The sequence below is a fragment of the Serratia sp. Z4 genome, assembly GCF_009900725.1.
Classification (GTDB): Bacteria; Pseudomonadota; Gammaproteobacteria; order Enterobacterales; family Enterobacteriaceae; genus Serratia; species Serratia nematodiphila.
In genome coordinates, this window is the sequence record NZ_JAAABD010000017.1 from 12,783 (window position 1) to 28,863 (window position 16,081).

A 16,081-nucleotide genomic window follows, 5' to 3' on the forward strand; every position below is an offset into this window, starting at 1 on the left:
TGAGCGGCGTGGGGGATAACAATGAACGAACAGTACGATGAATTTATCCGTTTATACGGACGTGGCTGGCAATTTCCTTTGCGTTTCCAGCTGCATACGTCGCCGAGTGTGGAGAGTTCGGTCGTCATGTCGACAGGTGCGGATAACGTGGCACAAAGTTTGGCCCTTCTGTTTCAGACTCAGCCGGGCGAGCGGATCATGCGTCCGACCTATGGTTGTGACATGCACTCTGTCATGTTTGCCAACCTCTCCGAAGGGACGTTTGCCGCCTTACGTAGTTGGATTGCTGAGAGTGTCGCTCGCCATGAACCCCGGGCGGAAGATGTGACCATTGAACTGCAGGAGGTGGGACGTCAGTGGGGCTTATTGCGCATCACGGTGAGATATTGCCTCGCAGGACAACCCCGACAAGTCTCGGGCCAGATGCAGAGACTGGAAGGCGCGGATGGAGGTACCACGTGGGCGCTCTCGTAGTGGCAACCGGTGATGTGGTGATATTCCAACCGAGCTTTGGTAACAGAACGTTGCTGGCTCCTGCACAGGCGGTCCTGGCGGGAACGGGACGGTTCATGGTGAACGGTAAACCGGGGTGTGTGATCGGGGATTTGGCGAAGGTGGTGGTACCGGGTATTCCCTATATGGCAGGGAATTTTTCGGTACCGGGCGTGGGCATGATCCAACTGGTGGTGGCGGGGCCGGATCAGGTGGCTCACAAGGTTTTGAGTGGCACGCCGGTGCTGATCAAGGGCTGTGAGTGTCAGGCGGTATTTATTCCCACCGCACCGGCAACGGATCCGAGTTCGGGGGTACCTGACCCAACGGTTGGGGTACCCACACCGGGGCGGGGGCAGTTCATGGTGACACAGCTTAAGGTAATAGCGAACTGACGGTGCAATGAGGAACGGTAATGACTGATGACACGCAAAAGTCGGCAGGGATGACGGCGACACATAACACGCAGGCATTCGAACTGGATGACCGTTCGATTGGAGCACGACTGGATGCTTTTCGAGAGTACTGCCAGCGTTTGCCTTATGCCGACGTTGTCTGCTTGGATGGCGATAGCGATGGTTGGCCACCGGCAAACTGGGCACAGGTAATTTTTGGGTATGCAGCAGGGGCGTGGGCGAAGGATGCGTCGCTCATGGCTCCATGGCATCAGGCTGGAGAGGTCGCCTGGGCATTCGAGCGTGAGCGGTTAGTGAAATTGTACGAGAACCCGGAGCTGGCTGATGGGCAGTTGCCTCCAGAGCGCGCTTTCTTGCTGAGCTTGTTGGGCATGCTGGAAACGCCTCGGGCCTTGTTTAATCAATTACCAGCGCAACACCGCTCAATGTACTACCAACAGATGCTGGCACTTGAAGCCCGTCAGGCGAAGGCCGATCAGGTGACGGTGAATTTTACGTTGGCCGATGGCGTTCGGGAACAGGTTTTGCCTGCCGGATTGCGGTTGGAGGCGGGTCAAGATAGCGCAGGCAATACGCTGCAGTATGCGCTGGAGCAACCTCTTACGGTGAATATGGCACGGGTCACGGATCTACGCTGGGTCGTCGCCGATGCGTGTACGCCGGGAGGCTATCGGGCGCGGGTCGTATTTGATGAGAGCGCAGAGCAACCTTGGCCCGTGGATGGCGTGCGTCTGTTTGGCGCCTCTCCGGCTCGGTCCGGAGAGCAGCCTAGAGCGGATGCGGATCGCGTTGTTGAGCATGGGCGGATCGTCGAATCATCAGTCTTGAGCGTTGCAGGGGGAGAGCGGACTTGGATCGTGGAGCTACAGGAAGATTTACCGGGTGAGTCTCCGTTATGCACAGCGATAAGTATGGAAGATACTTGGGTGGTATTGCCCTGTGTGCAGGGGGCCTCACGGAGGTTGTGGTCAATGACATTGCCGTCGAACGGCGGTATTCCAACCGCGGTGACGACGTTGGATGGACTGGTCTCGACGTTGCCGTTGCTGCGATTGTTGAGTGCCGAGGGGGAGGATGTCCCCAGAGTCAAAAATCTTACGGTGAAGGTGCTGGGGGCGGTGGGTGTGCTCTGTGCCCGCGATGATGGAACGGTGTTATCGGAAGGTGGGTTACCCTTTGGCGAAAGAGCAAAGGCCGGCAGTGGTGTTAATCTGATGTCGCCGGAGTGGTGGTTGTTGGGGCCTAAATTAACGCAGGTGACGTGTACACCGACCTGGATAGGGTTGCCTACGACATCGTTTTCGGAATGGTACGGCCCCGATGCTACGCAAGCCAAACCGCATTGGTTGTTGCTCGATCAAGACTTGAATGTGACACGTGATCCTGTGAAGGGAAAGGCACCAGATAGCCTCAACGCGCATAAAAAAGATACGCTGGCCAGTCGTGTTACCAATGGGAAAGAGGTCGACGCACAAATTATGGCTGATAACGGATATCCGTCGGTTGGTCTATTGAATCAACCTAAAAATGGCTATTTTTCCGTTGACGGCGTGTTGATACACGCGGGGAAGCCCTCCTCTGAGGCGCAGTCGTTGTCGTTATTTGGTAGCAGCGAGAAGCCTGAGGGGCAGCCACTGACAATGTCACTGAAAAACGTGCCTTCCGTTGCCTCGACGTCAACAGTGCCAGATGATGAGGAACCTGCTTGCTGGCCATGGTATCTGCGGTTGCAACTGAAAACCTCATTCCTTCACGATGAATATGACGCACATGAGGCGGCACCTCTGCAAATCGTGAGGTTTCAGACGGAACAGGCGCATGTGCAACAGGTTCCGGCTATGAAGCAACAAGATAGTCACTGGGTGTATGAGATGGTCGAGGTGGCCGGTGCGGATGGCAAGAAGATCTCAATGCCCGCAATGAAGGAGGAGAGAGTGACCTTTGTCACACCGGTGCCGGTCACGGTGCCGAAAGCGCAGTGGCATCCTCCGTATACGCCGCAATGGGCTGGCATGCGGATTGATTACCAGGCGACGGACGCACAGGTTGATCAGCGCGTCATCTTGCCGTTTGGGTTATCTCGGCAGGAGATGGCGAAAGAGGTGTTGCCCCACGCTGACGTGTATCTCGGTCTGGAGGGGATTGAGGCTGGGCAGCTGTTGACGCTGCACTGGCAACTGAAAAGTCCCGGTGCATTCGTGTTGGAATGGCAGTACCTGGCTGTCGGTGAGCGTTGGATGCGACTGTCGGTAAACGATGCCACTGACGGGTGGCAATCAAGTGGAATACTGTCGGCCGACTGGCCGGGGGATGTGTGTCGAGCATCGACCTGTCTGCCTGCGGGGCGGATGTGGATTAGGGGGCGGGTGTCTGAATTGTTAACGCCGGATCGGGATTTGGTTGCGCTTCCAACAGCCCCATGGTTGGCTGGGATAACGACCAATGCTGGTTTGGCCCGATTACAAGATGATACGCGGGTGGCCGATGCCCACTTTGCGGCAGGTTTGTCGGCGGGGAGCATCACGCAGGGGGTGGATATGCCGGACACAGTGCAATCCGTCACCCAGCGTTGGCGCTCTTTTGGTGGTTGTGCTGCCGAAACGCATGCTGAATTTGAGGCGCGTGTAGCACGACGGCTGCGTCATCGCGAACGGGGACTGAATAATCTCGACCTGATGATGTTGTTGCAGACCTGGTATGACGGGCTACGGGAGTTGGTGGTTTTACCGTCCCCGGATCCAGAGAAAAATGGCTCATTGTCACAAACGATTGTGGTGATGCCAACGTTGGCATTGAGTGATAGCACAGATCCCTATCGACCTGGATTGAGTCAGCCACATTTGGACGACATGGCAATGCGGTTGAAGGCCGTTAGCTCGCCTTGGTTGACGTTGTCGTGTGTCAATCCCCAGTATATTCCCGTTAGTGTCAGTTGGGATGTCACTTATGCCCAGGGGATCAGTCGTTCGACGGGCAATCAGCGGGTAGAGGCTGCATTGGAGGCCGCCTTTTTACCCTGGATGTATCCTGTCGATAACGCGCTGTCGGTCATTGGGCGCCCGGTAACGCATGGGGCGGTTCACGATATTTTGCGTCAGTTGCCTGAGGTGACGGCGATCAATCATGTTTACCTCAATGGTGACAATAAGAAAGTGCCCACGCTGTTGGCGGAGCAGATTGCGGTTCTGTCGTGCATTCCTCTTGAATATACCGGTCTGACGCTTGCTTGGGAGAGCCCGAAACGCGAGCGATTTGGCGAATGTTGGTTGAAAAAGGGCGACGAAGCCATTGTGCAATTGATGATGCCAATCCACGACCAGGAGCCTGGTGTTTCACATAAGTCGATTGAGGTGTCCCATGCGGATGTTTATCTGATTGACCAGGATACAGGATTACGGTTGCCGGACACGATGGTGACGAGTTTGTCCGAAAAAGAGATGCAGGAATACAAAGCTAAAGCAGATCAAGGACAATATGCGGATCCGCGGGGATGCGTACCGGATGACCACAGCAGAAAGCGATATTTCAGGGTCCATGCGCCTCTTGATACCTGCGGTATATTTCGTATTGGGGCAACCCTCACGGTTGGTACGAAGACATTCCAGTCGGCGAGTATTGGGGAATGTCTCGTTCTGCATTGTGTGTGTTGAGGGGGGGGATTAGCGATGCGAGTATTGAGTAAGACGTAAAAGCTCGCCGCGGAACGTGCATTGCGCTGGGGCGTTCGTATGACACCTGCAGATTGAGCAAATAGAGAGACAAAAACCATGGCAGAAAATTCCAAGGCCGTATCGACAGCGGTGACCCCAGTGAGTGAGGCGGTGCAGGAGCAAATCCACTTTGACACGCTTTGGGCGACCACGCAAAGCGCGTTGGCACTGTATGCGAAGCAATCCTGGAGTGCGCGGGGGGAGGACGATCCTGGGGTGACGTTGCTGCAGGCTCTGGCTTATGGCGTATCGGATATCAGCTATCGCCACACCTTACCACTGCAAGATTTATTGACTGAAAAAAACGATGACGGGCGTGACCCTGCGATTTCTTTGGCTCATAAGGGTAACCTCTTCGCTCCTGAGTTTGGGCCGGAATGGGCGCTGACAAGCAGTCCGGTGACTATGGAGGATTATCGTCGGGCGATCCTGGATTTGGTACCGTTGGCAAATGGTGATGAGAAAAAGGACGATAAGACGTTAGAAAATCGTTTTTGTTTTCGCGATGTGCAGATAGCGCCACTGCCGCATAAGCAAAGTTATGGATATGTCAATGACCCAGATAAGTATGCCTTTCGTTTTGCTTCATCGGCACCACTAGCTGGCAGTGAGCGTCTCTATCATGTCGCTGGGCACTATCAGTTATGGGTCACACTGACACCAGGAATGACAGAGGCGGCGGCTCGTCAGGCCTTACAGTACTTCCTGAAAAATCATCGCAACCTGTGTGAATGGGAAATAACCTCGCCGTGTGTTGTTCCCGTCACAGTGCAAACGCCCTCTTTTCAATTGGTGTTGGAAGACGATCAGTTGTTGAATGGTGATGCTATAGCGAAGGCCGTTGCCCAGGCCATTTTTGCAATGAATCAGGTCTTGTTGCCTATACCGGAACGTAAGAGGGCTGGGGAGCGGTTGAAACAGGGCGAGAGTGCCGAGCAAATTTATGCTGGCCCTCGACTGACACATGGCTGGATCTCCCACCTTCCCCCAGAACGGGCAATGTCTGGTGATACTTCTGCGAAGGAGGTAAAAGTCCATGCTCTGTCGGTTGCTGCTGTAAGTCGGGTGCCGGGGATCCGAGCGGTCAACAATTGGAAAGAGAAGCGCGCAGAAAAAGAGGATCTCGTAGACATTACCGCTATAGCGATTGCCGCTGGTCAACAAACGCAACTGTGGTTCAAGGACGACGGTTCGCAGGGGCCTGAACTCCACCAGATGATTGAACTTTACAGGCATGGTCAACGGGTCCCGGCTACGTTATGGGACATCGGTTCGGTGGCCGAGGAGTATCGGCGGTTGAATGATGTGGCGTACCGAGCCGACGTGGAGCTTGCCCGCAAGATCCCCAATGGACGGACGCGCAATCCGGGATTCTATCGCACGGTGGGGGCGAGTTTACCGTCGGTATATGGCTTGCAGCAGGCCGCAGACAGAGTAGCCGACGACAAAGATGCTGGGCGTTTGTTGCAGTTTTTGCGTCCCTTTGAGCAGTGGTTGGCCAACAGTGCCGATCAGCTGAAAAAATTGCCGCGATTACTGGCGTTCGATGGACGAGATCCCAATGCTTCTGTATGGGGGGGGGCGGACTGGCCGAGTAGTCAGGATGACGCCCTGGCCCATGAGCAGACGCAGAAGGTGTTTGATTCAACGGTTCTGGCAGATATTCAGCAGATTGTGTCGACGCAGTCGGAGGATGTCGAAAAGGAACTGGCCATTCTGGATTACCTGCTGGGTTACTTTGGTGAACAACGCGCTTCGCGCGTGTTGAACCTGAACAAGAAGGATGCGTCGGAATTTTTACCTGTACAGCAGGGGGCCCTACGGCAGGTGACGCGTTTAGCCTATGAGCGCGCTGCCATCAGTATCAGCAAAGTGTCGGCGTTACAACGCAAGATAGCCGTCCGACTGGGCATCGGGGAGAGGCTGTTTGACGAAGACCTGCAAAGAGAGGGGGGCTTCCCTGACAAACCACTGCCGTTTTACGTGATAGAGCATCAGGAGTTGCTGCCCATTGCTCCAAAGCCAGAGAGCTTCTCTACGCCCTGGCCGAAAGAGCAAACCGTGGCGTCTTTTGAGCACGTTGGTGAGGTGTTGACATTGACGTTGCACGGAGTGACTGACGCTTTGACGTCGGGCATGCTGATTGAATTGCAGCAAGCGGAGAAACCGGACCTGCAGCTGTCTTCTCTTGTGGTCCATACGGTGAAGGGGAACTCGGTTTCCATTCAGTTAGAGCAACATGCTCGGTTGCGATCGAGCATGCCTATGCTGATGCAAAAGGGTGTTCACTGGAAGTGGCAAATGTCGCAGGTTTGGTTGAAGCGGGTGGTCTATGATCTTGCCTTCCTGAGAGCTCCTGAATCGGAGCAGACAGAAAATGTGGTACTGAATGTCCACCCCTCCTTCCCGATTGAGTTGGTTGAGAAGACCCGTTTTGTTCTGCGCCCCAAAGCACGCTGGATGATCTGGCCAACCAAGAATGATTTGGTTGGCCATGGTGCAGCTAAAAAACCGGATGTTGTGGTTGAAGTGGTGAAGGCCGAACCACTCAATGAGACGGTGACGGTCAAGTGGATTGGCAACCTGGAAAAAGAGGGAATTCAGGACCCGGAGGGCAATCCAACAGTGGTCCCTGTGAACAAAGAAGATATTAAGGATCTAAAACCATCGCCCCCGAATTGGTCGGAGATACAGGATGCGCAGCACCCTTATGCCTGGTCGGTGCTTTGCACGCGCGAGAGTTTTGCGTTCACCTTGAGTCTGGTATTGGATCGTTCATGGCTGAAGGGCAGTCAGACACCGGAAGAACTGGACAGGTGGATCACGCAAATTGCCCGTGAAGAGATGCCGAGCCATCTCAATTTACAGGTTCATTGGTTGAATGAAAGCAACTTTGATAATTTTGCAAAAACATATCGGACGTGGCAGGAGGGGGGGCGACCTGTTGGCGATCAGTCGTACGAATTGTTGCGTCTGTTGGGGATCGGCGAACGCCCAGTCGATGGCCGAGGAGGGATAGGGTTTGCCCAGATCGCGTCGCAGAGCAAGAGTCAAATTATTGAAGAACGGCTCCAGAAAGAGCAAGGTGATGTTGAGCGCGATAGGTTGCTTCAACAAGAGGCGGTGGTTTATGTACGTGGAGCGGGCATGAAGTTCTGATGTTCCTCTGTACAGTGTGGTGGGCGTGGGTGGAGAAAAAATGCGAAAAGTCATCTTGGCGCGATTGCGGTTCCGGTTGCATACGCAGGAGCGGTACGCTGAGGCCATTCAAGCACGCTGCAGCCTTTGGTTCAGGGATGAACTGATGCCAGAGTTGCGTGTGCTGTTCGCCGATTGTGCGGAGGGTGAGACGCGAACGATTGAGCGCTTGACGGTGAATGTGGGAGAGGTCCCCTTGTCCCAGTTTGAATCAATCATGCAGGCACGCATCCTTAGCCAATTGAAAGAACAGCTGTTTGCCTTGCCAGCGCCGGTGCGACAGGTCCCCAGGGCGTCAATGCGACAGGCAGCCTGGCAACATGGCGCAGTGGAAGGGTTGACCACCGCAGCCAAAATCGCAACCGAGAAAGACGGGAGCCAGAGAGAGGATACGATGCTGCCGGCGTCATTCACGCAACTGTTGCATTATCTGGATACTGGCGTGGTGATGGATGCTCGCCCGTGGCTATTTCAGGCGGGGCGTGATGCCTGGCTACGTGAGAGTCTTGACTCGGCGACAACGGTGCAGGAAGGCGGGAGGCGTCTTTCGCCGCGGATCGCATTGGCCGTGCGACTCTTGCAACCGCGTGCACGTCAACGGCTGATAACGAGCTGGCCGGGCCAGGTCTTGAGTCATGTGTCGGCTTGGTTGCTGACGCCGCGTCGCTTGCCGTCTATGCCGTCATCCGATGCGGTATGGATGTTACCGTTGGCGGCACTGCTTGCGTTGCGTCACCATCCGGTGGCGAGTGACTACGTGTGGGCGTTGCCAACAAGGCCTGTTGTCTCGTCAGCGCCTGTGCCGTTTTTTGGGGATACAGGAGTTGACCCTGTGGCTGGGTTTGCTGTGGTGACGACAGGGACATCGGCCGTAGGAGAGAATGTGCCGTCGATGGGGAGAGAACCGCCTAACATCCGGACATTTGAGTCCTGGCTGGTTGCGCTGTTTGACGGGGGGATGCCGGACGATTTGCAAGGTCCCTTGATGGGATGGTTGTGTGGCGCTACGCCGGATAGCCGGCCGCCAGCAACATATTTGTCAGGGGTGTCGGCGTCAGTCCGGCGCCAACTGCAGGCTACCTGTGAGCCATTGTTGATGCCGACACCACGTCCGCTTGCCCTGACGCCGGATGTGCGCTCAACCGAGCGTGTGGCGGTTGCCGGTACGGAACGTTCTATGCCCCTGCCAGCGGCAAGGCGGATCACTGAGTCTGATGAGCCCCGGATCGTGGCGGGGGCTGGCGTTGTGGTGCTCTGGCCCTTGTTGCCGAGTTTATTTGGTCAGTTTGGCTGGCTTGAGGAGGGGCGTTTTGTCGATGACGAGTCGCGCTGGCATGCGGTGGCGTGTCTGGATTGGCTAACCTGGGGTGAAGCGCCGTTGGCGGAATGGCGGACGCCCTGTACCCGATTATTGTGTGGCCTTGATCCGGACGTGCCGTTTGATGCTGTTTCGCCCTCACTCCTGCGTCAGGCCGAGCTGGATGACTGGTTGGGCAGAGCGCTTATAACGGTGCCGCTGCTGGACCGCTGTAGTGGCGGTGATATACGGAGTTTTTTCCTGCAGCGTACGGGAACGCTTGTTGACGAGCCAATGTCGTTGACAATAGAGCTGGATGCGTCTGATGTCTTGCTGAGCCAGTTACCGTGGCCGCTGACAAACGTAATGCTGCCGTGGTTATCGGCACCAGTTCGTGTTAACTGGGTTGTATGACGTTCATTATCTGACGTTACGAATACGTTCATTACCTTGCCCTGGACATCAGCATGATGTTTACCGGAAGACTGTCTCGGCTGTGGCCTGAGGGGCCTTGGTGCCAAAATTACCGCGAGAGTGACTCTGGCTGTTTACAGCAAGTGACGAAAGCAGCCTGTTGACAATGAGATTGATAACACGGGTTTCGACCACCGCTGAAAGCGATTGTACGCTGTATTTCATGGCGCATATTGGGTAAATCGTGCTGTGGTCCAGGTTTCACTGGGAAGCGTGTAATGAGCGATGGCTCACTTTGTGGTGTCGCTATAGCTCAAGCGGATTAAGGGACCCTGCCGAGCCCGTCTGTGAAGACGGTACTTGAAACCTTGTCGTTTTACCACCCTGCCCATTAACTCATTATAAGGAATAACCGTATATGGCAACGCGTCTGACTCCTGATGTAAACGCCTCTTCATTGACCGTCTCGCCTGCCGAACGGTCGGCTGATGGGATGGCTCGGGCTGTGGTGGCTCTGCGTCTTGTGAATGCGAAGGGGCGAGTCCTAACTGACCGGGAAGTTTCTTTCACGTGTCTTCCAGAAAACAGCGTTGATGTCAGCACTGTCACACGGGTGGGGGACACCTATACGGTAACGGTAACCGCCAGGGAGGTTGCTGTTTTGCCAACGCTGACGTTGGAGGTTGCTGTGGACAACGTGAAATTGGAGGGGGTGTCCACCGTTGTCCCCTTTTACCCAGAAGACAAAATGTCACTGATTACAGGAGAGTTACCTGTCAGTGAGGTAAGCCTTCAGGGTGATGGAAAAGTCAATTTACCTCAGTTGAGAGAGTGCTTCAAAGCCTGGAAGGTGCCGAGTGAAGAAAGTTTTTCTCGGCTCATTGATGTGGCGTCGTTGTCATTCAAGCCTGGCGAAGGATTGACGGGTGGAGATCTGTCAACGGAAAGTGAAGTCGTTGATGTTGGTGATGTAACCCCATGGCATGTTAAAGCAGGGAATGGCGTGGCGGTGGCAGAGGGCGGGGTAGCACTGAAACTTGCTGCTGACGGTGGGCTGGTTTTGGCCAAGGATGGGGTGGGTATTAAGGCGGCGGCAGGCGTTAAGGTTGATAAGGATGGGATGGCGGTTGTCACGCGCGGCCCCCTGAAGGTAGGAACTGATGTTTCAATCACACTTGATGAGAAAAAAGGACTCAAGACTGACAAGGAAGGACATGTGGAAATGTCCCTTGCCCCTGCGGTATTTGACGTTGTTAACGGATTGCGATTGACGTGTCAGCCGTTCGGTGGCTTGTATTTGGATGCGCAAGGAAAACTGGCACTGGATATCGATACCATCCTTGGGGGCGTCTATATTCGTGTGTATCAAGGTCAGGTCAAAATTTGTATTCCTGAGACTTATTTAGAACTACCCACAAAGGAGATCTGTTTCTACGAAAATGGCTCCTATTCTGGAACCCTTCTAAAGGGGGGGGAGGGGTATTATGTCACTATTAGTCAAGGGGGAGGGTACTATATTATTACGTTTTCAAGGAGGGTGTTAGCGGGGGATATGATTGATGTAAGGTTGTTTCAACAAGATGGTAGCTGGAAGTATTTGTGCACGCATGAAGTGACTGAACATGAAAGTGAAGGCGCTCCCTTTGGGCTACCGAGCGTCAGCGAATTGAAGGTGGAAGTACAAGGCGGTGGACAGCCAATACCGGGCAATACACTGGTTTGTTCTTATCACTTCCTGGATAAGGGAGGAAAGGAGGGGAAGTCTTTTTGCCGTTTTGAGTACTACATTGAGAAAGATGAGAGATGGGGGACTGTTGTCAGTGACACATTCACGTGGACGATTACTGATAAATACGTCGAATACGATGTTCGCGCATGGGTAGCGCCGAAAGAAGAGGGCGGGACTTCTGGGTCGATAGTATACAGTAAGCCAATCACTATTAAGAAGGTGTAGAGGGTGTTGTTTCGAGAATGAAAAAACATGGCGGAGCTCGTGGTTGCATTTTTTTTTCGTTGTGATTGTCTTTATTTTTTATCGCGGTGGTCGCTGGTGTCACTTTAATGCCGTGCTTTTCTTGAGTTGTCAGCTTATTCAATGGTGTGGCTGTTGTTTTTTCTTCTTTTTGTTGATTTTGATATTCTTTTTCCAATGTTTATCGGGGTTTTGACTGGGGGCGGGGTTTTTAGATGCGTGGCGGGAACCGATAAGTCCTGGGGTATGGGATGGGGCTTTGTCTCATTTGATGTGTGTAATGCTTTCAATATCTACGATGTCCACCTTTTTATGGTCCTTCTTAGTGTTTAACTCTATTTCCGCCAAGTTCCGTGTTGGGGGAAACCATTTGCACAAAGAAAGACTGACGCCGATTGATGCGAGATGCCTTTTTGTTTTATTGGGGGGGGTAATAAAAGTGTCGTGGTGGTTTATTTGGTGAGGGTTTTGCTTGTCTTTCTATTCCAGCAAAGACGGTGAATCTACGGCAGAGTGTAATAAGTGGGCATGGGCTGCCGTTGTTAATGAGATATAGCATGGAGTTTATATAATGAAGGCTTCATTAATGAGACATCGAAAAGGTGTCAGTGAGCATGAGGGAGAGGAAGGGGAGGCCTCTTCTTCTCTGGGAGCTCATCGAGATGTCACAGAAAGAAATGTTGGAGGTTTTTTTTATAATAACTTTGATTTTTCACGCGGAGATATGATTTTTGGATTGACGGAGGCGGTCGATAGCTATCGAGGGATGTGGTCAAAATTATCTCGCCAGGCAGACTATCTTGCCGCAATTTTACGTGCCGGCCATATGACGGCAATCCATAAGGCTTTTACGCATATGGATTATGGGGAGGGCGGTTTTAGTGCGTATAAGGCGATGCTTGCCGTATCTCCAGATCAGTGGGAGGAAGAGGGCCAAGATTTCATTTCAAAATACTGTGACCAAATCAGGTCTGTGGAAGGCTCTTTGTATGACGATATGTGCAATCTCCATAATGGGTGTTTTCATTCATTTAAGAACTTACCCATGGCAAGGGAGTATTTTAAGTTCTTAGCATTACATGACCGTTACAGCTTTGCTTATACGTTTTCTGATTACGGCGAGGACTTGTTTAAGCCGCGTGAGGAAGAGTTTTGGGTTAGGCGTGCTTTGAGTAAGTTTTTTTCTCGAGGAAGTAAGGCTGGGTTGGAGAAGATTATTAGCTCTGGTAAGGGGGATAGGGTTCATTTTGTACTGGATGGCATTGATATCGAGCGCGTCATTAATAAATCAGGTGGCCCTTCTATCACTAACTCCGAGCTCCGTTATCTGTATCGCCATCGCCATGATATTAACGGTAAGGGAAAGGTTCATTTTTATAAAAGTAAACAAGAAGTATTGGCGCCCTGGGAAAGTGACCCTGCGCGTTGGCGTGAATATACTCCTGCTAGTGAAAGATGATATGTGCCGGTTTTTTCTTTTTTTTTTGGCCTCTTAAGAAAGAGGGTGATGGATTTCTTTTTTTAGTTTGACGTGCTTGACTGCCCGTAACGGTTTGGTCGGATTTGTGTGTTTTTATCTTTGGTGGATACGTTGTTTGGGCTGGGTGGAATTAAAATCCGCGACACTGTTGGTTGCGATGATTAACGTATTTTATTTTCTTAAAGGTATTGCGGATTTTTTACTGGGCTGCGGTGTTGATAATTTTTATTAGAGAGCTATTGTTATGAACATGAATGTAGCGTCCTCTGGGGCGAGTAATGGTCGAATGTCTCCTGTGATAACGTGGTTATCCTGGATAAATATTATTGTGCAATTCGCATTGCCGATATCGGTGGCGTTTACCCCCATCATGGCGGCGCGTGCCGCCCAGTCACCGTTTATGGCGGCTGGCCCGGAGGTGGCTTCGTTGGCTACCCTGCCCTATGTGCTAAAGGACGGTGAGAGCGTAGACAGCGTGGCAGCGCGCTACAACATGACGCCAGAAGCATTGCGCAAGCTGAATCAGTTCCGTACGTTCGCGAACGGCTGGGGGCACCTGCGTGCAGGTGACGAGCTGGACGTGCCGACGGCGCCCTTGCCGAAGGTGGTGTGGGAGGGTGATAAAAAGTCGTCTCCCCACGCGACGCCGAAATCTGACAACGCGGCAGACCATCGTGTGGCGTCATGGGCCTCGCAGGCGGGTGGACTGTTGGCCAATAAGCCAAACGGTGATGCACTGGCCGCTCAGGCGCGTGGCATGGCGACCGGTGCGGCAGGCAGCGAGGTTCAGCAATGGCTGAGCCAGTTTGGTACTGCGCGCGTGCAATTGGAGGCGGACAAGAATTTTTCGCTCAAGAATTCTCAATTGGATTTGTTGGTGCCGTTGCATGAACAGCAGGACAGGTTGACGTTTGCGCAAGGGAGTTTGCACCGTACCGATGCACGGACCCAGGCCAACCTGGGGGTGGGGCATCGCCGGTTTAATGACGGCTGGATGATGGGGGGGAATGCTTTCCTCGACCATGATTTGTCGCGTTCGCACAGTCGAATGGGCGTTGGATTGGAATACTGGCGTGATTATCTGAAGCTGGACGCCAATGGGTATCTGCGTTTGACGAACTGGAAAGATTCGCCGGACCTGACTGATTACCAAGAGCGGCCGGCCAATGGCTGGGATGTGCGGGCGCAGGCCTGGTTGCCGAGCTTGCCGCAACTGGGTGGCAAGCTGACTTATGAGAAATATTACGGCAATGAGGTGGGATTGTTCGGGAGGGACAGTCGCCAGCGCAATCCTGGTGCGGTCACGGCGGGAGTGAACTATACCCCGTTTCCATTGCTGACGCTGAACACCGAGCATCGCCAGGGGCAATCCGGTAAGAGCAGCGCCCGGGTGGGTGTGGAAGTGCGTTACCAGCTGGGGGTGCCATGGCGTCAACAGCTTGACCCGGGTGCTGTTGCATCACTGCGCAGTCTGGCGGGCAGCCGTTATGACTTGGTCGATCGCAACAACAACATCGTACTGGAGTACCGTAAGAAAGAGGTTGTCAGCTTGCGCACCGTTGAGGCGGTGAGCGGTCATGCGGGTGAGAAAAAGTCACTGGGCGTGGTGGTCAACAGCAAATATGGCTTGTCGCATATCGAATGGTCTGCACCGACCTTGCTGGCTGCCGGCGGAAAAATCCTGCAGGAAGGTGCAGCGGAGTATGCCGTGGTGCTGCCGGTTTATCAGTCGATGGCTGGCAGTGTCAACACCTATACGGTCAGCGGCATTGCAATGGATAAGCAAGGCAATGCGTCGAACCAGAGTGAAACGCAGGTGACGGTGCAGGCACCGGTCATCAGTGAAAGTCAAAGCAGCCTCTCGCCAGCCGAGAGCACATTGCCGGCAGATGGAAAAAGTACGCAAGTGCTGACGTTGTCGCTGAAGGATGCGCAAGGTCAGGCGGTAGATATTGCCCGTTCGGATGTGGTTATCCATGCCGAGTATGCAAAGCGTTCAGGGGGGAATGCGAGCGTATCGGAACCGAAACTGGTTCAGGCGGGCATCTATGAGGTGACTGTGGTTGCCGGCACTGTTCCTGAGGTGCTGGTGCTCACGCCTGTCGTGAGCGGGGTGCCCCTTCCGCCAGCACGCGTAGTCATCAATGATATGGCGCCGGATGCGGCAAAGTCATCCTTTACTGCAACGCCGGATACGATTGTCGCGAGCGATCCGTCCGGCACGACGTTGACGTTAACCCTGAAAAATGCGGCGGGTGATGCCCTGAGTGGCGTGGCTGAACAGTTGGCATTTGTTGTCAGCGGGGAGAGTCGTGCTCGTAGCGTGGCGGGTGTGACGTTGAGCGCCGTGACCGAAAGTGCACAAAAAGGGGAATATGTCGCGACCCTCAAAGGGGATGCGGCAGGGAAATACACTGTAGTGCCGAAATACAATGGCAGTGCTATCGGTGGGCTGAGAGTGGAAGTTGCCGTCACGGCCGGCGGTGTGGTTGTGGGCGAGGATGCACAGTCGTCCGTGCAGCTGGACAAGGCGAGCTACGTGTCGGGTGACACCATGCATGTCACGGTGACGCTGAAGGATGCGGCGGGCAACGCGGTGACGGGTCAGTCGGCACTGTTGACCCCGGACAGCGTGAGCGTGCCGGGTGCGGCTTCGCAGTCGGCGGTCTGGAGCGACAACGGTGACGGCACCTACGGTGCGTCGTATGTGGCGCATGCGGTGGGTGCGAACCTGAAGACCACGGTGACGCTGGACGGGAAGAGCGTGAGCTCGGCGGCGTATGCCGTCACGGCCGGCGGTGTGGTTGTGGGCGAGGATGCACAGTCGTCCGTGCAGCTGGACAAGGCGAGCTACGTGTCGGGTGACACCATGCATGTCACGGTGACGCTGAAGGATGCGGCGGGCAACGCGGTGACGGGTCAGTCGGCACTGTTGACCCCGGACAGCGTGAGCGTGCCGGGTGCGGCTTCGCAGTCGGCGGTCTGGAGCGACAACGGTGACGGCACCTACGGTGCGTCGTATGTGGCGCATGCGGTGGGTGCGAACCTGAAGACCACGGTGACGCTGGACGGGAAGAGCGTGAGCTCGGCGGCGTATGCCGT

At 54.2% G+C, this 16,081-nt stretch carries 9 protein-coding genes; 8 read left to right on the forward strand and 1 reads right to left on the reverse strand.

Annotated elements, in window-relative coordinates; genetic code table 11:
• Nucleotides 1–21: 21 nt before the first annotated feature.
• The 6 genes from GT753_RS25045 (at nt 22) to GT753_RS25070 (ending at nt 11,481) form a co-directional block, all read left to right on the forward strand.
• A complete protein-coding gene (locus tag GT753_RS25045; RefSeq protein ID WP_160126110.1) occupies nt 22–474 on the forward strand; it encodes a GPW/gp25 family protein in 453 nt (150 codons plus the stop codon).
• Nucleotides 459–887 carry a hypothetical protein gene (locus tag GT753_RS25050; protein ID WP_160126111.1) on the forward strand — a complete coding sequence of 143 codons (429 nt, stop codon included), beginning with the start codon at nt 459–461 and terminating at the stop codon, nt 885–887. The genes GT753_RS25045 and GT753_RS25050 overlap by 16 nt, the downstream gene beginning before the upstream one ends.
• Before the next feature lie 20 nt (nt 888–907).
• Nucleotides 908–4,558, forward strand: a complete 3,651-nt coding sequence (locus GT753_RS25055) for a hypothetical protein (RefSeq protein ID WP_160126112.1) — start codon at nt 908–910, stop codon at nt 4,556–4,558.
• 117 nt (nt 4,559–4,675) lie between these two features.
• A complete protein-coding gene (locus GT753_RS25060) occupies nt 4,676–7,777 on the forward strand; it encodes a hypothetical protein (protein ID WP_160126113.1) in 3,102 nt (1,033 codons plus the stop codon).
• A gap of 40 nt (nt 7,778–7,817) precedes the next feature.
• Nucleotides 7,818–9,527 carry a contractile injection system tape measure protein gene (locus tag GT753_RS25065; protein ID WP_160126114.1) on the forward strand — a complete coding sequence of 570 codons (1,710 nt, stop codon included), beginning with the start codon at nt 7,818–7,820 and terminating at the stop codon, nt 9,525–9,527.
• A 418-nt stretch (nt 9,528–9,945) separates the two neighbouring features.
• Nucleotides 9,946–11,481 (forward strand): Ig-like domain-containing protein, encoded by a 1,536-nt coding sequence (locus tag GT753_RS25070; protein ID WP_160126115.1) that lies wholly within the window; start codon nt 9,946–9,948, stop codon nt 11,479–11,481.
• Here the strand turns inward: GT753_RS25070 and GT753_RS25075 are convergent.
• Nucleotides 11,468–11,677 carry a hypothetical protein gene (locus GT753_RS25075; protein ID WP_160126116.1) on the reverse strand — a complete coding sequence of 70 codons (210 nt, stop codon included), beginning with the start codon at nt 11,675–11,677 and terminating at the stop codon, nt 11,468–11,470. The two genes, GT753_RS25070 and GT753_RS25075, sit on opposite strands and share 14 nt — an antisense overlap.
• Before the next feature lie 393 nt (nt 11,678–12,070).
• On the opposite strand from GT753_RS25075, the gene GT753_RS25080 reads away from it, so the two are divergent.
• Nucleotides 12,071–12,958, forward strand: a complete 888-nt coding sequence (locus tag GT753_RS25080) for a hypothetical protein (protein WP_160126117.1) — start codon at nt 12,071–12,073, stop codon at nt 12,956–12,958.
• A gap of 349 nt (nt 12,959–13,307) precedes the next feature.
• Nucleotides 13,308–16,081: inverse autotransporter beta domain-containing protein (locus GT753_RS25085; protein WP_160126118.1), on the forward strand; the 2,774-nt coding region annotated here is incomplete at its 3' end.